Origin of the sequence: Pseudomonas sp. ACN5 (assembly GCF_002303975.1) — a bacterium.
Taxonomy (GTDB): Bacteria; Pseudomonadota; Gammaproteobacteria; order Pseudomonadales; family Pseudomonadaceae; genus Aquipseudomonas; species Aquipseudomonas laurylsulfatiphila.
Map to the genome: position 1 here is coordinate 99,963 of NZ_MRCP01000002.1, position 21,043 is coordinate 121,005.

18 protein-coding genes are annotated in these 21,043 nt (G+C 60.9%); 10 read left to right on the top strand and 8 right to left on the bottom strand.

Annotated elements, in window-relative coordinates; translation table 11 throughout:
* Nucleotides 1-154: 154 nt before the first annotated feature.
* Complete coding sequence (locus BSF40_RS03600) at nucleotides 155-673, bottom strand: glycine cleavage system protein R (RefSeq protein WP_095964119.1); 519 nt, start codon at nucleotides 671-673, stop codon at nucleotides 155-157.
* Between the two features lie 568 nt (nucleotides 674-1,241).
* On the opposite strand from BSF40_RS03600, the gene BSF40_RS03605 reads away from it, so the two are divergent.
* Entirely contained in the window at nucleotides 1,242-3,419 is a 2,178-nt protein-coding gene (locus BSF40_RS03605) for a malate synthase G (protein WP_095964120.1), read from the top strand.
* A 208-nt stretch (nucleotides 3,420-3,627) separates the two neighbouring features.
* Here BSF40_RS03605 and BSF40_RS03610 read toward each other — a convergent pair whose 3' ends face one another.
* The gene (locus BSF40_RS03610) at nucleotides 3,628-4,074 is read right to left on the bottom strand and encodes a response regulator (RefSeq protein ID WP_095964121.1); all 447 of its coding nucleotides are present in this window, start codon (nucleotides 4,072-4,074) and stop codon (nucleotides 3,628-3,630) included.
* A 253-nt stretch (nucleotides 4,075-4,327) separates the two neighbouring features.
* On the opposite strand from BSF40_RS03610, the gene BSF40_RS03615 reads away from it, so the two are divergent.
* The 8 genes from BSF40_RS03615 (at nucleotide 4,328) to BSF40_RS03650 (ending at nucleotide 13,442) form a co-directional block, all read left to right on the top strand.
* Entirely contained in the window at nucleotides 4,328-6,268 is a 1,941-nt protein-coding gene (locus BSF40_RS03615) for a DUF294 nucleotidyltransferase-like domain-containing protein (protein ID WP_095964122.1), read from the top strand.
* On the top strand, nucleotides 6,265-6,972 hold the full coding sequence (locus BSF40_RS03620; RefSeq protein WP_007980367.1) for a PolC-type DNA polymerase III: 708 nt from the start codon (nucleotides 6,265-6,267) through the stop codon (nucleotides 6,970-6,972). Before BSF40_RS03615 ends, BSF40_RS03620 begins: the two co-directional genes overlap by 4 nt.
* A gap of 226 nt (nucleotides 6,973-7,198) precedes the next feature.
* Nucleotides 7,199-7,717 (top strand): RNA polymerase sigma factor, encoded by a 519-nt coding sequence (locus BSF40_RS03625; protein ID WP_015097109.1) that lies wholly within the window; start codon nucleotides 7,199-7,201, stop codon nucleotides 7,715-7,717.
* Complete coding sequence (locus BSF40_RS03630) at nucleotides 7,714-8,688, top strand: FecR domain-containing protein (RefSeq protein WP_095964123.1); 975 nt, start codon at nucleotides 7,714-7,716, stop codon at nucleotides 8,686-8,688. The genes BSF40_RS03625 and BSF40_RS03630 overlap by 4 nt, the downstream gene beginning before the upstream one ends.
* 130 nt (nucleotides 8,689-8,818) lie before the next feature.
* Nucleotides 8,819-11,254 carry a TonB-dependent siderophore receptor gene (locus BSF40_RS03635; protein ID WP_095964124.1) on the top strand — a complete coding sequence of 812 codons (2,436 nt, stop codon included), beginning with the start codon at nucleotides 8,819-8,821 and terminating at the stop codon, nucleotides 11,252-11,254.
* A 72-nt stretch (nucleotides 11,255-11,326) separates the two neighbouring features.
* Nucleotides 11,327-12,457 carry a PepSY domain-containing protein gene (locus BSF40_RS03640; RefSeq protein ID WP_095964433.1) on the top strand — a complete coding sequence of 377 codons (1,131 nt, stop codon included), beginning with the start codon at nucleotides 11,327-11,329 and terminating at the stop codon, nucleotides 12,455-12,457.
* Nucleotides 12,454-12,633, top strand: a complete 180-nt coding sequence (locus BSF40_RS03645) for a hypothetical protein (RefSeq protein ID WP_056726593.1) — start codon at nucleotides 12,454-12,456, stop codon at nucleotides 12,631-12,633. Before BSF40_RS03640 ends, BSF40_RS03645 begins: the two co-directional genes overlap by 4 nt.
* A 179-nt stretch (nucleotides 12,634-12,812) precedes the next feature.
* Entirely contained in the window at nucleotides 12,813-13,442 is a 630-nt protein-coding gene (locus BSF40_RS03650) for a glutathione S-transferase (protein ID WP_172435668.1), read from the top strand.
* 210 nt (nucleotides 13,443-13,652) lie between these two features.
* Here BSF40_RS03650 and creD read toward each other — a convergent pair whose 3' ends face one another.
* From creD to BSF40_RS03675, 4 genes are all read right to left on the bottom strand, one after another.
* Nucleotides 13,653-15,023, bottom strand: a complete 1,371-nt coding sequence (gene creD / locus BSF40_RS03660; protein WP_095964126.1) for a cell envelope integrity protein CreD — start codon at nucleotides 15,021-15,023, stop codon at nucleotides 13,653-13,655.
* 204 nt (nucleotides 15,024-15,227) lie between these two features.
* A complete protein-coding gene (creC, locus tag BSF40_RS03665; protein ID WP_095964127.1) occupies nucleotides 15,228-16,646 on the bottom strand; it encodes a two-component system sensor histidine kinase CreC in 1,419 nt (472 codons plus the stop codon).
* On the bottom strand, nucleotides 16,646-17,326 hold the full coding sequence (gene creB, locus BSF40_RS03670) for a two-component system response regulator CreB (RefSeq protein WP_095964128.1): 681 nt from the start codon (nucleotides 17,324-17,326) through the stop codon (nucleotides 16,646-16,648). The genes creC and creB overlap by 1 nt, the downstream gene beginning before the upstream one ends.
* 59 nt (nucleotides 17,327-17,385) lie before the next feature.
* Nucleotides 17,386-17,892 carry an ATP-dependent zinc protease gene (locus BSF40_RS03675; RefSeq protein WP_095964434.1) on the bottom strand — a complete coding sequence of 169 codons (507 nt, stop codon included), beginning with the start codon at nucleotides 17,890-17,892 and terminating at the stop codon, nucleotides 17,386-17,388.
* Between the two features lie 164 nt (nucleotides 17,893-18,056).
* Here BSF40_RS03675 and BSF40_RS03680 point away from each other — a divergent pair, with 164 nt between their 5' ends.
* Complete coding sequence (locus tag BSF40_RS03680; protein WP_095964129.1) at nucleotides 18,057-18,944, top strand: acyltransferase; 888 nt, start codon at nucleotides 18,057-18,059, stop codon at nucleotides 18,942-18,944.
* 1 nt (nucleotide 18,945) lies between these two features.
* Here the strand turns inward: BSF40_RS03680 and BSF40_RS03685 are convergent, their stop codons facing one another.
* Nucleotides 18,946-19,518, bottom strand: a complete 573-nt coding sequence (locus tag BSF40_RS03685) for a DUF2780 domain-containing protein (protein ID WP_095964130.1) — start codon at nucleotides 19,516-19,518, stop codon at nucleotides 18,946-18,948.
* A gap of 220 nt (nucleotides 19,519-19,738) precedes the next feature.
* Nucleotides 19,739-20,938: a formaldehyde dehydrogenase, glutathione-independent gene (fdhA, locus tag BSF40_RS03690; RefSeq protein ID WP_095964131.1), complete on the bottom strand. Its 1,200-nt coding sequence runs from the start codon at nucleotides 20,936-20,938 to the stop codon at nucleotides 19,739-19,741.
* Nucleotides 20,939-21,043: the final 105 nt, after the last annotated feature.

Consider the following 21,043-nt stretch of genomic DNA (forward strand, 5'->3'; position numbering starts at 1 on the left):
GGTTATCCACAGCGTGATCCCCGCCGATTGTGCGCAAGTGGCTGAAACTGCTGGTTTTTTGATCAGATCCTGAAGAACCCCGGTCGGCATGGCCTGGCGGGGTGTCTCTACAGGTTATCCACAGGCAGGTGCACGTTTAACTTGGATAACCTGATCAGGGCTCACTGCGCAGCACCAATTCGACCATCAGATCGTCGGCCAGGGTTTCCAGGCGCGATTGCAGTACGTCCAGCGACAGCGTCAGCGGAACGGCAAGAATCGCTTCGGCATGGAACAACGGCTCGCTGCTCATCGGTGCCGGGCGCACTTCGGTAACCAGCCGTTCCAGACTCACCCCCTGCTCGCTCAACAAGCGTGTGATGTCACGTACGATCCCCGGGCGATCATTGCCCACCAGTTCCATCGCGATCGGCTTCCAGGTGCAGGATTGTTCGATGCTGCTTTCGGCGATCAATACGCGAATGCCCTGGGTGGACAAGCCTTGCAGGGCATCGACCAATTCATCATAGGCCTCGGCAGGCACCCCCACCCGCAGAATGCCGGCGAATTGTCCGGCCATGCGCGACATGCGGCTTTCCAGCCAGTTGCCGCCGTGCTCGGCAATGCATTGGGCAATGCGCTCGACTTGCCCGGGCTTGTCCGGTGCGAAAACGGTGAGTACGAGGTGGTCCATGGCGCAGCCCTCTGGTCATGATTTTTGTTATAGAGAACCAAGTATAGGCAAGGGTTGGAAGGTGCCTGCGCAGATCCGGAATCAAAGGTGTATCGACTGCCCCCTTCGCGGGCAAGCCCGCTCCCACAGGGTCATGCGCTGTCCTTGTGGGAGCGAGTCTGCTTGCGAATGAAGGCGCCGCCGTTCGAAACGAAAAAACAAATCGTGTACAACTTTTGATATTTAACTGGAACAATCTAGTGGTTTTTTGAGAACATCCTGTTCCGCGCCGTGACCGCAATGCGTCATGAGGTCGCAGAACGACGTGATTAGTCTAATTTTCACATCCGCAATTCATCATGTAGTATGCCGCAGCGCGCACTACATAACGTTGAATCGATGTCTGCCGCCGGCCCGTTCGCAACCCTGAAAGCCCTGTCAGCAAGGCCTCAAGCCGTTGATTGGTCCCAACCCAGCCGCCCGTCATGGGCATGTACTGGCAGAGGGGTTTGTGGTTTAAATGGCCAAAGGCTTCATTGTTAATTTGAAGAGCTGAAAAGCGAAATAGCTGAGCAGAGTGAGGCAAGCAATGACTGAACACGTTCAAGTCGGTGGCCTGCAGGTCGCCAAAGTCCTGTTCGACTTCGTGAACAACGAAGCCATTCCCGGTACCGGCCTCACCGCCGATAAGTTCTGGGCCGGTGCCGACAAGGTCATCCATGACCTGGCGCCGAAGAACAAAGCCCTACTCGCCAAACGCGATGATTTCCAGGCTCGTATCGACGGCTGGCACCAAGCGCGTGCCGGTCAACCGCACGACGCCGTGGCCTATAAAGCCTTCCTGCAAGACATCGGTTATCTGCTGCCAGAAGCGGCCGATTTCCAGGCAACGACGCAAAACGTCGATGACGAAATCGCCCGCATGGCCGGCCCGCAGCTCGTGGTGCCGGTGATGAACGCCCGCTTTGCGCTCAACGCCTCGAACGCCCGCTGGGGCTCACTGTACGACGCGCTCTACGGCACCGACGCCATCAGCGAAGCCAACGGTGCGGAAAAAGGCAAAGGCTACAACAAGGTGCGCGGTGACAAGGTCATCGCCTTCGCCCGTGCCTTCCTCGACGAAGCGGCGCCATTGGCGGCCGGCTCCCACGTCGATTCCACCGGCTACAAGATCGTCGACGGCAAACTGGTGGTCGCCCTCAAAGGCGGCAGCAACACCGGCCTGCGCAACGACGCTCAGTTGATCGGCTTCCAGGGCGATGCCGCGGCACCGACCGCGATCCTGCTGAAAAACAACGGCCTGCATTTCGAAATCCAGGTCGACGCCAGCACCCCGGTCGGCCAGACCGACGCGGCCGGCGTCAAAGACATCCTGATGGAAGCCGCACTGACCACCATCATGGACTGCGAAGACTCGGTTGCCGCCGTCGACGCCGATGACAAAGTGGTGATCTACCGCAACTGGCTCGGCCTGATGAAGGGCGACCTGTCGGAAGCCGTCGCCAAGGGCGGTCAGACTTTTACCCGCACCATGAACGCCGACCGCACCTACACCGCGGTCGATGGCAGCGAACTGAGCCTGCACGGTCGTTCGTTGCTGTTCGTACGCAACGTTGGTCACCTGATGACCATCGACGCGATCCTCGACAAAGATGGAAATGAAGTGCCGGAAGGCATTCTCGATGGCCTGGTGACCTGCCTGTCGGCGATCCACAACCTCAACGGCAACAGCTCGCGCAAGAACAGCCGCACCGGCTCGGTCTATATCGTAAAGCCAAAGATGCACGGCCCTGAAGAAGCCGCGTTCACCAACGAGCTGTTCGGTCGCATCGAAGACGTGCTGGGCCTGCCACGCAACACCCTGAAAGTCGGGATCATGGACGAGGAGCGTCGTACCACGATCAACCTCAAGGCCTGCATCAAGGCGGCGAGCGAGCGTGTGGTGTTCATCAACACCGGTTTCCTCGACCGCACGGGCGATGAAATCCACACCTCCATGGAAGCCGGCCCGATGGTGCGCAAGGCGGACATGAAGGCGGAAAAATGGATCGGCGCCTACGAGAACTCCAATGTCGATATCGGTCTGAGCACCGGCCTGCAAGGTCGCGCGCAGATCGGTAAAGGCATGTGGGCCATGCCGGACCTGATGGCAGCGATGCTCGAACAGAAAATCGCTCACCCGCTGGCCGGTGCCAACACTGCCTGGGTACCTTCGCCGACCGCCGCTGCACTGCATGCACTGCACTACCACAAGGTTGACGTGTTCGCCCGTCAGGCCGAACTGGCCAAACGTGCCCATGCATCGGTAGACGACATCCTGACCATCCCGTTGGCGGTGAACCCGCAGTGGACCGCCGAACAGATCAAGAACGAACTGGACAACAATAGCCAGGGCATTCTCGGTTACGTGGTGCGCTGGATCGACCAGGGCGTCGGTTGTTCGAAAGTGCCGGACATCAATGACGTCGGCCTGATGGAAGACCGTGCCACGCTGCGTATTTCCAGCCAGCACATCGCCAACTGGCTGCGCCATGGCATCGTCACCGAAGAGCAGGTCATGGAAAGCCTCAAGCGCATGGCGCCGGTGGTTGACCGGCAGAACGCCGGCGACGCGCTGTACCGTCCGCTGGCCCCGAACTTCGACAGCAACATCGCCTTCCAGGCGGCGGTCGAACTGGTGGTTGAAGGCACCAAACAGCCGAACGGTTACACCGAGCCGGTTCTGCACCGTCGGCGTCGCGAGTTCAAGGCCGCCAATGGCCTGTAACTGAGCGCCTGCGCCGGACATGAAAAAGCCCTGATCGAAAGTTCAGGGCTTTTTTGTTTGCATGACCTGTTGCTCTTTGTGGGAGCGGGCTTGCTCCGGGCGGCGTTCCGACGAAAGCGGTGCATCTGCCAAAAAATACTCGACTGACACTACGTATTCGCGAGCAAGCCCGCTCCCACAGGGATTGTGCAGTGGTTACCGGCTTGGACTAAGGCTCCATCCCAAGCTCATGCTTGACCAACACCAGCAGCTTGTCGGCGTCAATCGGCTTGAGCAGAAAGTCCACCACACTCAAATGCATCGCGGCGATCGCATCTTTTACGTCGGCATCGCCCGAGACGATGATGACCGGCAACGCCGCCCGTACCGACTCGCGCACCTGGCGGATCAGCTCCAGCCCATCGACGCGCCCCATGCGCAAGTCGGTAATCACCAGTCCGATCGAAGGTTTCTCCTCCAACATCTTGAGTGCCACTTCGCCACTGGCCGCTGTTATGCAGGGAATGCCCTCCAACGCGAGGATCTCTGACAGCAGCTCCCGGGCGTCCTTATCGTCATCGACGACCAGCACCCGTTGCAGCGGCAGGTCAGGCTCCAGCATGACTGCACTCAGCGCTTCGCGCTCGGCGTCGCTCAAAATATCGTGGTCGGACATGGCGTTCTCTACATGTTCAATTCAATTCCCTAGCACAGTTATGAGACATCGCTAAGCTGACCACCAATGTGCACTCCGACAGATAATTTTCCAATAGGGGGGCCGAGAGGTTTTTCGCACACTTGCGTAGGATTTTTCCGACATTTCAGGACGCTAACAGCCTACCTAGACTTACGTCCAATGGGCACCCCGGCTACAGGGGTCGACCATGTATGGGTCATCCGACTACAACAATTCAAAATAGACTGCGGTAATGGTTATGAGTAAAGCGGACGCCTTCACACAGGCAGGGAAAACCGCGGTGTTGCAGAACATCCAGGGCACATTGCAATTCCTTCAGCGCTTCCCGCCTTTCAACCAGATGGAACACGCGCACCTGGCGTATCTGGTCGAGCAATGTCAGCTGCGTTTTTACGCTCCCGGCGAGAGCATCATCAAACCCGCCGACGGCCCGGTCGAGCACTTCTATATCGTCAAGCAAGGCCGGGTCGTGGGCGAGCGTCCGGATACGGCAAAAGGTGGCACCGAAACGGTCTTCGAGATCGCCACCGGCGAATGTTTTCCCCTCGCGGCGTTGCTGGGTGAACGGGCCACCCGTACCGAGCACCTCGCCGGTGAAGACACCTTTTGCCTGCAACTGAACAAGCCGGCGTTCATCCGTCTGTTTTCGCTATCGGACACCTTCCGCAACTTCGCCCTGCGCTGCGTCAGCAGCCTGCTGGACCAGGTCAACCAGCAAGTGCAGCAAAAAGCCGTGGAAACCCTCGGCACCCAATATTCGCTCAATACCCGACTGGGCGAGTTGGCCATGCGCCACCCGGTGTCATGCGCCCCGCAGACGCCCTTGCGCGAAGCCGTGACGTTGATGCACGAACAACAGGTCGGCAGCATCGTGGTGGTCGATGAACTCAAGGTGCCATTGGGTATTTTCACCCTGCGCGACCTGCGTCAGACCGTGGCCAACGGCAGCACTGATTTCAACGAAGCCATCGAAGGGCACATGACCCGAGCGCCGTTTTTCCTGTCGCCGGACCACAGTGCATTCGACGCGGCGATTGCCATGACCGAGCGTCACATCGCCCATGTCTGCCTGGTCAAGGACCAACGCTTGTGCGGCGTGGTTTCCGAGCGCGATCTGTTTTCCCTGCAACGGGTCGACCTGGTGCACCTGGCGCGCACCATCCGCAACGCACCGAAGGTGGAAAACCTGGTGGCGCTGCGGGGCGAAATCGGCCAACTGGTCGAACGCATGCTGGCCCATGGCGCGTCTTCGACACAAATCACCCACATCATTACCCTGCTCAACGATCACACCGTGTGCCGGGTGATCGAACTGACCCTCGCCGAAAAAGGTGATCCCGGCGTGCCATTCAGTTGGCTGTGCTTCGGCAGTGAAGGCCGTCGCGAGCAGACCCTGCACACCGATCAGGACAACGGCATTCTGTTCGAAGCCAGGGATGCAGCCCATGCCGCCGAGATTCGCGGCAAGTTGTTGCCCATCGCCCAGCAGATCAACCAGAGCCTGGCGCTGTGCGGCTTCACCTTGTGCAAGGGCAATATCATGGCCGGCAACCCCGAACTGTGCCTGTCCCGGGCCGAATGGGCGCGGCGCTTTGCGGCGTTCATCCGCGAGGCCACCCCGGAGAACCTGCTCGGTTCGAGCATCTATTTCGATTTGCGCGTGGTCTGGGGCAGCGAGCAAGGCTGCGAGCAGTTGCGTCGGGGCATTCTCGATCAGGTCGGTGACAACCGTTTGTTCCAGCGCATGATGGCCGAGAATGCGCTGCGCAATCGCCCGCCCGTAGGGCGTTTGCGCGAGTTCGTGCTGACGCGCAAAAATGGCGAGAAAGCCACCCTGGACCTGAAGATCCAGGGCTTGGCAGCCTTTGTCGATGGCGCCCGACTGCTGGCCCTGGCCCATGGCATCGAGGCCAATAACACGCTGGAGCGTTTTCGCCAATTGGTCGCCAAAGAGGTCATCGAGCCCCTGGACGGCGCCGCGTACGAAGAGGCCTATCACTTCATCCAGCAAACCCGCATGCAGCAACATCAATTACAGACCCGGGAGAATTTTCCCTACTCGAACCGGGTCGATCCCGACAGCCTCAATCACCTGGACCGGCGCATCCTGCGTGAGTCCTTGCGTCAGGCCCAACGCCTGCAGAGCAGCCTGACCTTGCGGTATCAGTTGTGAGCCTGTTTTCATGGCTGCGTCCGCCGAGCCCCACCCTGCCCGCCGACCTGCAACATCGCCTGGAACGCTTGCCAGCCGCTGCCGCCTTGGGCGAATGCAGCCTGCGTGAGCAGCGCTGGGTGGTGCTCGATCTGGAAACCACCGGGCTGAACCTGAACAAGGACCATGTGTTGTCGATTGGCGCGGTAGCGATCGAGGACGGGGCCATCGATTTTCGCCAGCAGTTCGAACGCACCTTGCAATATCCGCAAGTCAAACTCGGCCCCAGCGTGCTGATCCACGGCATTGGCCCCAGCGCCATTGCGGCGGGCAGCGATCCCGCAGAAGCGCTGGTGGACCTGATGGAATACCTCGGTGACAGCCCGGTACTGGCCTTCCACGCGCCGTTTGACCAGCACATGCTCGGCCGTGCGTTGAAAGATCACCTGGGCTTCAAGTTGCAGCATCCGTTTCTGGATGTGGCGGACATTGCACCGCTGCTATGCCCCCAAGCGCACTTTCGCGAGGCCGGGCTGGACGACTGGATCGACTGGTTCAAACTCGAAGTCTTCGAACGTCACCACGCCAGCGCCGACGCCCTGGCCACCGCTGAACTGGCGCTGATCCTGTTCAGCCGCGCGCGGCAGCAGCAGATTCATAGCCCGCTGAATTTGCAACAGCGCTTGAGTCAGTGGAAGCGTCGGCAACAAGCGCCGTCCTTCTGACCTATACGCAATCCCTGTAGGAGCGAGCTTGCTCGCGAAAGTCGTCAACGGTAACGCGTTTTTCTGGCAAGACCGAGGTGTCAGATAGTTTTTCGAGAGCAAGCTCGCTCCTACAGGGGCCTTCGCCAGATTCCCACCCGACCAACGCCGATTGCGGACCTCCCGCGCCTCTGCCACAATCGCGAACAATTCTCGTTAGTTAAAACTTCCCAAGCGGTGATGCGGCGTGTCGTCAGTCCCAAGCCCTCAAAGTGAGCTCGTCGGTGCGTTATATCGCGACCATCGCGGTTGGCTATTGGCCTGGCTTCGACGCAATGTCGCCTGCCCACAGCGGGCCGAAGACCTGAGCCAGGACACGTTCGTGCGCTTGCTGGGCCGCGAGGAACTGAAGGAACCCCGCGAACCGCGGGCATTCCTGGTGGCCATCGCCAAGGGCCTGCTGTTCGATTATTTCCGTCGCGCCGCGCTGGAGCAGGCTTACCTCACCGAACTGATGCTGATTCCCGAAGCCGAACAACCGTCGGCGCAAGAGCAGCAGATGATCCTCGAAGACCTGAAAAACATCGACCGTTTGCTCGGCAAGCTTTCCACCAAGGCCCGGGCGGCGTTCCTCTACAACCGTCTCGACGGTCTTGGCCACGCAGAAATCGCCGAGCGCCTGGGGGTATCGGTGCCGCGGGTGCGCCAGTACCTGGCCCAGGGCATTCGCCAATGCTACATCGCGCTGTACGGTGAGCCGACATGAACCCGCTCGGTTCCAAACCGGTATCGGCCAACGTGCTGGACGCAGCGATTGCCTGGCAGTTGTCCATGGATGGCGCCAACCCGGTAGAGCGCGAAGAATTCGCCAAGTGGCACGCTGCCCACGAGGAGCACGCCCGTGCCTGGCGCCAGTTGGGCATGCTCGACCAACGCTTCAGCGCAGCCAGTGGCCCGGCCCGCACTGCCCTGCTGCAATCGCGCGAAGGCATCCGCCGACGGGTGCGCAAGCTCGGCAATGGCGTGGCGAGCGTGGTGGCCGTGATCGGCCTGGCGCTATTTGCCGGGCCACGTTACCTGCCGATCGATTACTGGCTGGCCGACCAGCGCACCGCTGTTGGCGAGCAGCGCACCCTGCGCCTGGCGGATGGCACACTGGTCAATCTCAACACCCACAGCGCCCTGGATGTGCGCTTCGATGAGAAGCAGCGGCGCATCGTGCTTCAGGAAGGCGAAATCCTGGTTGAAACCGGCCATGGCGATCCCCGGCCGTTCATCGTCGAAACCCGTGAAGGCAGCATGCGCGCGCTGGGTACGCGGTTTCTGGTCAAGCGTGAAGAAGAAGGCACACGCCTGAGTGTGTTGCAGTCGGCGGTGGCGGTTCACCCCGAGTCCAGCCCGGATGAACGGATTCTGCGCGAAGGCCAGCAGGTGTTGATCCGCAATAACGGCCTGGGTCCGGTTCTGGCCGTCAATTTCGGCGCGGATGCCTGGACCCGCGGCATGCTGGTGGTGGACAACACGCGGCTGGAAGATCTGGTGCATGAAATCGGCCGTTATCGACCCGGTTACACAGGCGTCGCGCCGGAAGTCGCCGACCTGCGCATCACTGGCAGCTTCCCGCTGCGTGATACCGACCTGGCGCTCAATGCCCTGCTGCCGACTCTGCCAGTGCAGATTGAACAGCACACGCAGTGGTGGGTGAAGGTAGTCGCCAAGGCCGAAACAAAGCCCTGAATCCGCACACAGAACCCTTCAGTGCTTATTGAATAACTGAATACAAATTATTTTCATCCACCCCTATCACTTTCTGATTCTCGTTCGGCACACAGGCAATTGAGAAATATTTCCATTCAGGAGCCGCTGTATGTCCCGTTCGCTGAACACCCTGTTGCGCCCCAGTTTGCTGGCGGTCGCCGTTGCCCTTTGCACCCCTTTGGGCAGCAGCCAACTGGTCGCCGCTGAGCAGGCGTCAAGCGTTCGCGCCTACAACCTGCCAGCCGCACCACTGGCCAGCACCCTGAACCAGATCGCCAGCCAGGCCGGCCTGGCCTTGTCGTTGAACCCCTCCCTGGCGGCAGGCAAAACCTCGGCGCCCGTCAACGGCCAGTTCGACGCCGCCGGCGCCCTGCGCGAGGCCCTGCGCGGCACCGGGCTGCAAATGGAGCAAAGCAGTGCCGGCACCTACAGCCTGGTGGCCGTGCCCGAGGGCGTGATGGCTCTGCCGGCAACCAGCGTGATTGGCGTGGAAGACGCTGAAAGCGCCTGGGGCCCGGTGCAAGGCTACGTGGCCAAGCGGACCGCCGCCGGCACCAAGACCGATACCGCGCTGGTCGAGGTACCGCGCTCGATTTCGGTCGTCACTCGCGAGCAGATGGACGACCGCAACGCGCATACCCTTGATGCCGCCGTGCGCTACCTGCCGGGCATCACCGCCAGCAGCTACGGCAGCGACACCCGCGCTGACTGGCTGCGCGTGCGTGGTTTCGAGCCGACTCAATTCCTCGACGGCCTGCCCCTGCCAAAAGGCGTATACGCCAACCCGAAACAGGAAACCTGGAACCTCGACCGCCTGGCCTTGCTGCGCGGCCCGGCCTCGTCCGTGTACGGCCAGACCCCGCCAGGCGGTCTGCTGGACATGGTCAGCCGTCGCCCGAGCGCCGAAGCCAGCAGCGAAATCCAGCTGCAGTACGGCAGCGACAACCATCGCCAGATCAACTTCGCCAGCACCGGCAAGATCGACGACGAAGGCCGGTTTCTCTATGGCGTGAGCGGCGTGGTGCGTGACGGCGGCACCCAGATCGACCATATCGATGACAAGCGCTACAACATTGCGCCAAGCCTGACCTGGAACATCGACGAAGACACCCGCTTCACCCTGCTGACGCAGTTCACCCGTGACGATACCGGCGTTACCAGCCAGTTCTATCCGATTCAGGGCACCAAGATCGACATGCCGTTCGGCAAGATCTCGCACCACAAGAACCTGGGTGATCCGGACTACGATTTCTACGACCGCACCTATTACGCACTGGGTTATGCCTTCGAGCATCGCTTGAACGATGTATGGCAGTTCCGCCAGAACCTGCGCTACACCAAGTCGGACCTGTCGTTCCAGACGGTCACCGTCAACAGCTACTTTCCCTCCATCGGATTTGTCGTAGACGATGAAGGCAACACCGGGCGCGGCACGACCAATGTCGACGAAGACATCAGCCAGTTCGCCGTGGACAACAACTTCCAGGCCGACTTCGCCACCGGCGACATTAATCACACGCTGTTGATCGGCCTGGACCACCAGCGCAGCAACACCAACTACACCTCGATCTTTGGCAGCGCACCGGCCATCAACGTCAACGACCCGGTCTATGGCTTGCCGATCACCCGTCCACCACGCTCCTCGGCGTTTTATGACTATGACCAGAAGACCTACCAGACCGGTCTGTACGTCCAGGATCAAATGGCCCTCGACCAATGGCGCCTGACCCTCGGCGGTCGTGAAGACTGGGTGCATACCGGCACCAAATTCTTCAACAAGGGTGATGCCACCAACACTCAGCGCGACAAGAACTTCAGCGGCAACGCGGCGATCAGCTATGTGTTCGACTCGGGCTTCGTGCCTTACTTGTCCTACGCCGAATCGTTCCAGCCGGCCAGCAATGCTGTCGCCTCGCCGACCGATTCGTTCAAGCCGACCAAAGGCAAGCAGTGGGAACTGGGTATCAAGTACCAGCCACCGGGCAGCAACACACTGCTGACGGCCGCTGTGTATGACCTGACCCAGAAAAACGTTGCCGTCACCAATAATGTGGGCAACGTGACGGTCACCAGCCAGACCGGCGAAGTGAGAGTCAAAGGCCTGGAGCTGGAAGCCGTTTCCGATGTGACCGAAAACCTCAAGGTCACCGCCGCCTACACCTTGGCCAAGTCCGAAGTGCAAGACGGTGCGTTCAAGGGCAATCGCCTGCAACTGATGCCTAACCAGCAAGCATCGGTATGGGGCGACTACACCTGGCACAACGGCGTGCTCGACGGCTTCGGCATCGGCGCTGGCGCGCGCTACACCGGCAACACTTACGGCGACGAGGCCAACACCTGGCTGGGCAAGGCCGACGCCTACACGGTGTTCGACGCCGCGGTACACTACGACCTCGGCCGCCTGGACAACAGCCTCAAGGGCGCTTCGCTGGCCGTTAACGCCACCAACCTGTTCGACAAGGACTACATCTCGACCTGCGACAGCTTCTACTGCTACTACGGCGACCAGCGCAGTGTCGTCGCCAGTGCAACCTACAAGTGGTAACACGTTGAGCTGATACGCCCAATGACCAAGCCGTCCTTCGTGGACGGCTTTGGTTTTTCTGAAGGCTATGAAATGAAAAGTAAAACAATTCGCCGCTGGTCCGCTGTTCATACCTGGACCAGCCTGATTTGCACGGTGTTCCTGTTGCTGCTGGCACTGACCGGCCTGCCGTTGATCTTCCATCACGAGATCGACCACCTCCTCGGTGATGCAGCCGAGCTGAAGCAGATGCCGGCAGACACCCCGCGGCTTGATTTGCAGCAGCTGGTAGCGGCGGCTGAAAAGCATCGCCCTGGCGAAGTCATGCAGTATTTCGGCTTCGAGGACGACGAGCCCAATGCCGCGATTGCGATCATGGCCCCCACCGCTGACACTGAACCCAATTCGTCCCACACCTTCATGCTCGACGCCCGTACCGGCGAGGCCCTGGAGATGCCGTCGGCCAACGGTGGTTTCATGATGGTCATGCTGCGCCTGCACGTGGACATGTTTGCCGGCTTACCGGGCAAGCTGCTGTTGGCGTTCATGGGCATTCTGTTCGTGGTGGCGATCGTCTCCGGCACCGTCTTGTACCTGCCATTCATGCGCCGCCTGAAGTTCGCCACCGTGCGCCAGGACAAATCCACCCGCCTGCGCTGGCTCGACCTGCATAACCTGATCGGCGTCGTGACCTTGACCTGGGCCCTGGTGGTCGGCGTGACCGGCGTGATCAGTGCCTGCGCCGACCTGATCATTGCCGCCTGGCGCAACGACAGCCTGAGCGCGATGGTCGCGCCATACCGCGATGCGCCACCGCTGACGCAACTGGCGCCGGCCACCCGTCTGCTCGACATCGCCAAGGACGTCGCGCCGGGCATGCAGCCGGACTTCATCGCCTTCCCCGGCACGCGGTTTTCCAGCGAGCACCATTACGCAGTGTTCATGAAAGGCAGCACGCACCTGACCTCGCACCTGCTGACGCCGGTGCTGATCGACGCCAGCACCCTGCAAGTCACTGCCGTGGCCGAACGCCCCTGGTACATGGATGCCATGGGCATGTCGCAACCGCTGCACTTCGGCGACTACGGCGGCATGCCGATGCAAATCCTCTGGGCGACCCTGGATGTGCTGACCATCATTGTGCTCGGCAGCGGGGTCTACCTGTGGGTGGTGCGGCGCAAGGCTGCCAGGCCTGTGCTGGAAAAAACGGAGAACGTGGCATGAAGCCCCGGCAGTCGAATTTCTGGAAGGTCTTTGCCATTCCCACCGTCATCGCGGTGCTCAGCGCGGCAGGGCTGTTTGCCGCGTTGCTCGGGGATGGTGTGTGGGATTCACTGAGCTGGGTGGGGCTGGGCATCCCGGCTGTGCTGGCCCTGCGCGGCCTCCTGCAACGCCGCTGACCCCCTGTAGGAGCGAGCTTGCTCGCGATGGACTTGAGAACGCCGCTGGGTGTCAGGTTTTCCGCGTTATCGTTAACGTCCATCGCGAGCAAGCTCGCTCCTACAGGGGTGTTTGCCATCTTGAGCTATCGCCCCAACACGCTATGCTGCCCGACTCTGCCACCGTTCGAGACGCTGCCATGTCCGCCCCGAGCATGACCCTGTACCACAACCCGCTCTCTCCCTTCGTTCGCAAAGTCATGGTGCTGCTGCACGAAACCGGTCAACAGGACCGCGTGGCGCTGCAGACCAGCGTCCTCAGCCCGGTAACCCCGGACACGGCCCTGATCGACGACAACCCCCTGAGCAAAATCCCGGCCCTGCGCCTGGCCGATGGCAATGTCATCCATGACAGCCGGGTCATCCTCGACTACCTCGATCAGCAGCACGTCGGCAACCCGCTGATCCCCCGCGAAGGCTCGGCCCGCTGGCGGCGCCTCACCCTCGCGTCCCTTGCCGACGGGATCATGGACGCGGCCGTGCTGGTGCGCTACGAAGTCGCCTTGCGTGCCCCGGAGAAACACTGGGACGAATGGCTCGACGGCCAGCGCGACAAGATCCGCCGCGCCCTGGCCCTGCTGGAAAAGGACGCGATTGCCGAGCTGACCTGCCACTTCGACGTGGCCGCGATCAGCGTGGCCTGTGCACTGGGTTACCTGGACCTGCGCCATCCGGATCTGGATTGGCGCACGGCGAATCCGCAACTGGCGGGGTGGTACTTCGAGGTGAGCCAGCGGCCTTCGATGATTGCGACGATGCCGAAGGCTTAGAACTTCGCTGGCTATACTGGCCGCTTCGCGAGCAGGCTCGCTCCCACAGTAGGTCGTCAGTGCGTACAAATTTTGTATTCACTGGAGAACCCTTGTGGGAGCGAGCCTGCTCGCGAAAATACCAACGCGGTTCATCAGGCAACCACTGCAAAATCCGAGTCACTAACACCTCGCTCCAGCGCTGATCCTCGCGCAACCCCACCGACCGGTTCATTGCACCGCTCCAATATCGAAGTCCAACGGTTTCACCGCTTTCTGCCCAACCCCATACCAATCCAGCTTGCGGGTCAGCACCATGAACACGCCCAACAAGCCGAACAGCAGCAACGAGCCCATCAACAGCGCGTAATCCTCGGCGCTCAAAACGCCGTAAAGCAGGCCGTACAACGCCGTCAGTCCCGCGGAGAAGCTCAACCCGTTCACGATACTGCGCAGCACATGGCACACATAAAAACCGATCAAGGACACGCAGCCAGCCGCCGACAACAGATAGGCCAGCCCAAAACCGATGTGCTCGGACAGCGACAGCAACAGCAGATAAAAGAACGCCAGGGCCACCCCCACCAGCGCGTATTGCACCGGGTGCACGGCCAGGCTTTTCAACACTTCGAAGAGGAAGAAACCGGCGAACGTCAGGACGATGAACAGCAGCGCGTATTTGATCGCCCGGTCGCTTTTCAGGTACTGGTCCACCGGGTCGATAAAGCTCACACCGAAGCTGCGGCCGCTGAAGGCTGCGCAGTCACCACCGGTGACACAGCTGCTCAAGGCCTCCTGCAGATTGGTGGAGAAAAACGACGCCTGCCAGTTGGCGGTAAACCCCTGATCGGTGACGTTACGCTGGGCCGGCAGATAGTTGCCGATGAAGCTTGGGTGAGGCCAGTCGGCGCTCAGCGAGACTGTGCTGGTTTTACCCACCGGCAATACCTGCAACACGCCCGTGCCTTGCAGGCGCAGGTTAAAACCGAAAGCCAGCTCCGCGGCCTGTTCGGTGTTCAGCGCCGGCAGTGTCACGTGCACGCCCTCACCCAGCCAGCCGACCTGGCTACCGGGAATGAAGTCCAGGCTCTGGCCGTCGAACTCGAGTTTCAAGGCATTTTCGATACCACGGATGTCGCTGATGCCAACGGCGAGAAACGGCGGGTCGAACCGGTAATCGGCAAAGTCTTCCTTGATTCCGAGCCGCGCCGGCAGCGAAAAAAGCCCACTGATGCGATTGTCGGCATGAAACAGCCGCGCCTGGTAAATCCCCCGGGAGCGCAACTCGGTCTGCACCTGGCCGTCGAGCTCGAAGCGTTCCGGCAGGAAGTACAGACGACCGCGCTCTTCGCTGATGTCTTGATAACGCTCGTTGGTTTTTTCACGAGTCTTCCAGGTGCGCACCACTTTGCGATACGGCACCACCAGCAACGGACCGCTCACCTGCTGGCTGAAACTGGAACTGCGGGCAATGTCGTCGAGCACGCCGTCGCGCAGTTGCTGACGGTCGCGGATCACGCCGTTGATCATCAGCAGCGGGATCAGCAACAACAGAATCAACAGGGCAATCGCCCCGAGTTTTAGGGTCAGGCTACGGTTCATGGGACTCTCCCTGTTTTGGATGGGGAAAGTCTGGCGTGGCTGTGTGGGGGTTTTATGGGAGAAATGTGGGGATTATGTGGAGACTTGACCGACCCCATCGCGAGCAAGCTCGCTCCCACATTTGATCTTCGGTTCGCATATATTTTGTGTTCGCGGGAGATCCCATGTGGGAGCGAGCCTGCTCGCGATGGCCGCGACTCGGTCCTAAGGCAGGCGCAACGTGACCTCTACACCACAGTCGACATTACCGACACTCATCTCCCCACCATGCAACTTGACCACCTCTTCAACGAAGTTAAGCCCCAACCCTGTGCTTTTTCGCCCACTGTCCGGACGCGGCAGTGAGTAGAAGCGCTCGCTCAAGCGCGGCAACGCATAGTCTGGAATCGCCTCGGCCTGGTTAAAAAGCTTGAATTCGATTTGCTCACCGATCTTTGTGGCACTGAATCGCAGCAAGCCACGAGCCGGGGTGAAATCCAGAGCGTTCTCCAGCAGATTTCCCAGCGCCTGACGCAACAGGAATGGCTCACCGGTCACGGTCAGATCCGCTGCAATGGTTTGCTCCACACATAACTGCTTGCCTTCGATGCGCGCCGCCTGAGCGCTCTGCAATTCATCGACCAACTTCGCCAGCGGCACCGCTACCCGCTCCTCCAGCCCTTGGCGCTGCTCGACCTGGGCCAGGTTCAACAGCCGCTCGATCAACTGCTGCATGCGCGCACTTTCGCTGTCGATGTTGCCGACGAAACGCTGTCGCTGGATCGGCGGCATTTCGCCCTGCAACAGTTCCGCCGCGCCACGAATGGCTGCCAGCGGACTCTTCAACTCGTGGGTCAGTGTGTGCACGTAACGCTCGACGTAGGCCTTGCCTTCAAGCTGCGTGCGCATCTGCTCCACCGCCGTGGCCAATTGTTCCAGCTCACCACCGCGATAGTGCGGCACTTCAACCCGCCGGCCTGCACTGACGCCTTGAGCGTACGCCGTCAATCTGCGCAGGGCGCGGCTCAACCACCAGGACAACAACGCGCCGAACAGCAAACCGAGGCCGATCAGCCCGACGCCATACGCCAGCAACCGGCGTTCCGTGCGATCCACATAAGGCTGCAACGAGCTGTTTGGCTTGGCCACTGTGACTACGCCTATGATCTGGCCGTTGTCGCGAATCGGCGCGCCGACGTGCATCACCGAAGACCCCTGATCCTTCGGGTCACTGCGGGTGGAGCGAGCACCGTACTCGCCGCGCAGGGTCAGGTAGACGTCGTTCCAGCGCGAGTAATCCTGCCCCATCGCCACCCCGCTGGAATCCAGCACGACGATGCCCTTGGCGTCGGTGACGTAGATGCGATGGTTGACCTGATTCTTCGGCAAGCCCCAGATTTTCGCCGCCGGCTGGCGCTCACCATAAGCCTTGAGCAGTTGCGGCCAGCGGTTCTGATTGAGAGTGCCGGCCTTGAAATCGTCGCGCAGGATCTCGGCCATCAGGTTGGCGGTATCGACCAGGGTTTCTTCGGTGGACTGGCGAACGCCCGGGCGGATCTCTTGCATGACCGTGTTGAGCACAAAGTAGCCCGTCAGGCCGATGAACAGTGCGTAGACCAGGAAGAACCGGATTCCCAGCGGCATCAGCTGTGCCCCGGGCTGTAGCTGTAGCCAAGGCCGCGGTGGGTCTGGATCGGTTCGGCGTCAGCCTTCACCCGTCGCAACTTGGCGCGCACGCTCTTGATATGGCTGTCGATGCTGCGCTCGTAACCGGCGTCGGCGGCCACGCCCAGGGCATCGAGCAACTGTTCGCGGCTGAAGACGCGCTCGGGCTGTTCCAGCAGGCATTGCAACAGGCGGAATTCATGGCGGGTAAGGGTCAGCAGTTGACCGCGATAACTGATTTGCACACGGTCGCTATCGATACGAAACAGCGTCGTCGATGGTTCGCTCACCGTGCGGGGCGCCATGCGCTTGAGAATCGCCCGGACCCGCGCCGCCACCTCCCGCGGGCTGAACGGCTTGACCACGTAATCGTCGGCGCCGATTTCCAGGCCCACGACGCGATCGATCTCGCCATCCCGGGCACTGAGGAACATCACCGGCACTTCGCTGAAGCGCCGCAGTTGCTTGCAGGTTTCGAAGCCGCTGATGTCCGGCAGGCCGATATCGAGAATGATCAGATCCGCCGGAGTCTGACGCTGATGCTCCAGCGCCGCCGCGCCAAGGCTCAACCATGTGGTGGTGAAGCCCTCGCCTTGCAGGGCGAAAATCAGGGTGTCGGCAATGGCCGCTTCGTCTTCGACAATCAGGATATGAGGCATGGCGTCCGAGCCCGGCAGGGATGTGGGCGAACGGTGCCCCAAGCCTCACACCCCGTCAATCAGCAATCGGGCTTGTCCGCCGTGAACCGCCGTGCCGGGTTCACCGCCGCACCGAACTCGCGCAACGCCTTGGCGCCGATCAGCAACGGGTAGTTGAAGCTGCTGCGGTCCGTCAGGTTGACCTCCACGGTGCGCTTGACGTTGCCCAGGCACAGCTCCAGATCGACCACCGGACGCTTGCTCGGCGCGACAACTTCGCTGTCCTCCTCGTCCTCTTCAGAGCGGGTCTTGATCTTGCTGATGCGCGCGACCTTGTGTTCGTAGACCTGGTTGCCCGCATCCTTGGTGCCGAGGCGGAAACGCACCCAGTCTTCGCCGTCACGCTTGAAGGTTTCGATGTCCTTGGCCGACAGGGATGCGGTCAGGGCGCCGGTGTCCATTTTCGCCTTGAGGACTTGCCCGCCGATTTCCGGCAGGGCGATGTATTCGTAACGCCCGTACAGGGTCGGCTCGGCGGCCATGACCGGCAAAGCGATGAGGGAGAGCACTGCAAGGAGGGATTTCACGTACTGGGCTTCCATAAGAGTGAACTGCCGGATTTTAGACCGTTGTTCGCTTGATCGTTCCCCCAAGGTTACCGCCCCGGAGGTGAAACATTCGTCACCCCCGATTTGGCCTGTCCCCCGAAGCTGCTTATCATGGCGCGCCCAACCGCTTCGACGAGTGACTTATGCGCCGCCTGCTCACCGGCTGTTTCGTGACCCTGCTGCTTCTGCTCAACACCCTGGTCCTGATCGGGCCATTGCTGGTGTTTGCCCTGCTCAAGCTGATCCTGCCCGGCCGTTTTCGCGACTACGCGTCCTGGACCGTGATGTGGATCGCCGAAACCTGGTCGGAAATCGACAAGCTGATTTTCCGCGTCTGCATCCCCACTCAATGGGACATCCGTGGCGGTGAAGATCTGCGCCGCGATACCTCGTATCTGGTAATCAGCAACCATCAATCCTGGGTCGACATCCCGGCGCTGATCCAGACGCTGAACCGGCGCACGCCGTTCTTCAAATTCTTCCTCAAGAAAGAGCTGATCTGGGTGCCCTTCCTGGGTCTGGCGTGGTGGGCGCTGGATTACCCGTTCATGAAGCGCTACAGCAAGGCGTTCCTGGCCAAACACCCGGAGCTGGCGGGCAAGGACCTGGAGATCACCCAAAAGGCCTGCGAGCTGTTCAAGCGCCAGCCGGTGACGGTGGTCAACTATCTGGAAGGTACGCGCTTCACCGCAGCGAAAAGCGCTCAACAGCAGTCACCCTTCACTCACCTGCTCAAGCCCAAGGCTGGCGGCGTGGCATTCGTGCTGGCGGCAATGGGCGAACAGCTGGATGCCATTCTCGATGTGACAGTGGTTTACCCGCAGCAGAAGATTCCGGGGTTCTGGGACCTGATCAGCGGCAATGTGCCAAGGGTCATCATCGACATCAAGACCCGCGAACTCGACCCGGCGCTGTGGCAGGGCGATTACGAAAACGATCCGGTGTTTCGCGAGAAGATCCAGAACTGGGTCAACCAGCTCTGGATCGAGAAGGACCGGCGCATCGACGCCTTGCGCGCCGAGCGCTACTGATTCAGCTACCGGTGCCGGCCCCGGCGCCCCAGATGTTGCCCAGGCTGCTCAGCAGCGTACCGCCGACGCCCTGCTGACCGAGGTACTGCAAGAGCACCGGGGTAAACAGGCCGATCATGCCGCTGTCCATGCCCAGGGCGCTGAAGGCGTTGTTCAGGTCGTTGCTGTCCTTGACGTTGCCCAGGGCATTATCCAGCCCTGCAGCTTTGCCGCCGGAGCCGAGCAGGCCGGCCAGCGCACCCAACTCACCGCCGCCCGAGAGCATGTCGATACCCGGCACGCTTTTGGCCAGTTCCGAGTAGTCGGTCGAACTCAACTGGTTCTTCGCCAGGCCCAGCATCGCCCCGGCGCCGCCAATGGCTTGCTGTGGGGTGATGTCCAATTCACTGAGGGTGCTCAGCAAATCGGCTGTCTGCGGCGTCGGTGCGGCGGTCGCGGTCGCGGTCGCGGTCGCGTCATCGCCCTTCATGCCGGCAATGACACTGGCAGCATCACTCAGGTTGAACTGTGCAAAGGCCGGGCTGGCAGCCAGGGTCAGGAGTGATGCCAGTGCAAAACCGCGTGAAATCTTCATTCAGACATCCTCGATGAACACCGCCCGGCAATGGGCGGCAAAAAACTGTGCATTGGACTGACGCTCTCAAGGATTGTTCCCGGCCCTGCGAGCTTGTCGCGACTCTGTAGGCGCTGCCGAAGGCTGCGATCTTTTGATCCTGGCGTGAATCACCAGTTCTGAGTAACAGCCCAAACAAAACGGCGACCCGAAGGTCGCCGTTCTGGTATTGCCCGAACGCTTAAGCAGCGCTGAACATCTTGTGCGGATCGATCACAAACTTCTTCGGCACGCCGGCATCAAACTCGCCATAACCCTGCGGAGCCTGATCCAGGCTGATCACCTGAACGCCCACCACTTCGGCGATGTTGATACGGTCCCACATGATCGCTTGCATGAGCGCGCGATTGTACTTCATGACCGGGGTCTGGCCGGTGTGGAAGCTGTGGGACTTGGCCCAGCCCAACCCGAAGCGGATGCTCAGGCTGCCCATTTTCGCGGCAGCGTCGACAGCACCCGGGTCTTCGGTCACATAGAGGCCGGGAATGCCGATCTTGCCGGCCACACGCACCACGCCCATCAACGAGTTGAGGACGGTGGCCGGCGCTTCGTGTTTCACGCCGGCATGGCCATGGCCACGGGCTTCGAAGCCGACAGCGTCGATGGCGCAGTCAACTTCCGGCTCGCCCAGCAGTGCAGCGATCTGTTCGTGCAGCGGCGTGTCCAGGGACAGGTCGGCGATCTCGAAGCCCTGGGCCTTGGCGTGCGCCAGGCGAACGGTGTTGACGTCACCGACGATCACCACCGCCGCGCCCAACAGGCGAGCCGAAGCCGCCGCCGCCAGACCGACCGGACCGGCACCCGCGATATACACGGTGCTGCCTGGGCCTACGCCGGCAGTCACGGCACCGTGATAGCCAGTCGGCAGGATGTCGGAAAGGCAGGTCAGGTCGCGGATTTTTTCCATCGCCCGATCGCGGTCCGGCAGTTTCAGCAGGTTGAAATCGGCATACGGCACCATGGCGTATTCCGCCTGGCCGCCGGTCCAGTCACCCATGTCGACATAACCGTAAGCACCGCCTGGGCGAGCCGGGTTGACGCTTAGGCACACACCGGTGTGCATTTCCTTGCAGGAACGGCAGCGCCCGCAAGCCACGTTGAACGGTACGGACACCAGGTCGCCGATTTTCAGGTTCTCGACGTCACTGCCCTTCTCGATCACTTCGCCGGTGATTTCATGGCCCAACACAAGGCCGGTTTGCGCCGTGGTACGCCCGCGCACCATGTGCTGGTCGGAACCACAGATGTTGGTGGAAACCACTTTGAGAATGACCCCGTGCTCGATCTTGCGACCGCGCGGGTCCTGCATTTTCGGATAGTCAATCTTCTGCACTTCGACCTTGCCAGCGCCGAGATACACCACACCACGATTGCCAGACATGCTTTCACCTCGCTGTTGTTTTTATGTAGCGGTCGCGTCGCCATGGATCGGCGGCGCGTTGATTGCCCGGGTTATTGCCTTTGTTTTTTTTGGCGTTGTCTGTCA

Excerpts from the sequence above, each read along its gene's own strand:
- BSF40_RS03600 (WP_095964119.1), bottom strand. The coding sequence starts at position 673 with ATGGACCACCTCGTACTCACCGTTTTCGCACCGGACAAGCCCGGGCAA.
- BSF40_RS03605 (WP_095964120.1), top strand. The coding sequence starts at position 1,242 with ATGACTGAACACGTTCAAGTCGGTGGCCTGCAGGTCGCCAAAGTCCTG.
- BSF40_RS03610 (WP_095964121.1), bottom strand. The coding sequence starts at position 4,074 with ATGTCCGACCACGATATTTTGAGCGACGCCGAGCGCGAAGCGCTGAGT.
- BSF40_RS03615 (WP_095964122.1), top strand. The coding sequence starts at position 4,328 with ATGGTTATGAGTAAAGCGGACGCCTTCACACAGGCAGGGAAAACCGCG.
- BSF40_RS03630 (WP_095964123.1), top strand. The coding sequence starts at position 7,714 with ATGAACCCGCTCGGTTCCAAACCGGTATCGGCCAACGTGCTGGACGCA.
- BSF40_RS03635 (WP_095964124.1), top strand. The coding sequence starts at position 8,819 with ATGTCCCGTTCGCTGAACACCCTGTTGCGCCCCAGTTTGCTGGCGGTC.
- BSF40_RS03640 (WP_095964433.1), top strand. The coding sequence starts at position 11,327 with ATGAAAAGTAAAACAATTCGCCGCTGGTCCGCTGTTCATACCTGGACC.
- BSF40_RS03645 (WP_056726593.1), top strand. The coding sequence starts at position 12,454 with ATGAAGCCCCGGCAGTCGAATTTCTGGAAGGTCTTTGCCATTCCCACC.
- BSF40_RS03650 (WP_172435668.1), top strand. The coding sequence starts at position 12,813 with ATGTCCGCCCCGAGCATGACCCTGTACCACAACCCGCTCTCTCCCTTC.
- creD (WP_095964126.1), bottom strand. The coding sequence starts at position 15,023 with ATGAACCGTAGCCTGACCCTAAAACTCGGGGCGATTGCCCTGTTGATT.
- creC (WP_095964127.1), bottom strand. The coding sequence starts at position 16,646 with ATGCCGCTGGGAATCCGGTTCTTCCTGGTCTACGCACTGTTCATCGGC.
- creB (WP_095964128.1), bottom strand. The coding sequence starts at position 17,326 with ATGCCTCATATCCTGATTGTCGAAGACGAAGCGGCCATTGCCGACACC.
- BSF40_RS03680 (WP_095964129.1), top strand. The coding sequence starts at position 18,057 with ATGCGCCGCCTGCTCACCGGCTGTTTCGTGACCCTGCTGCTTCTGCTC.
- BSF40_RS03685 (WP_095964130.1), bottom strand. The coding sequence starts at position 19,518 with ATGAAGATTTCACGCGGTTTTGCACTGGCATCACTCCTGACCCTGGCT.
- fdhA (WP_095964131.1), bottom strand. The coding sequence starts at position 20,938 with ATGTCTGGCAATCGTGGTGTGGTGTATCTCGGCGCTGGCAAGGTCGAA.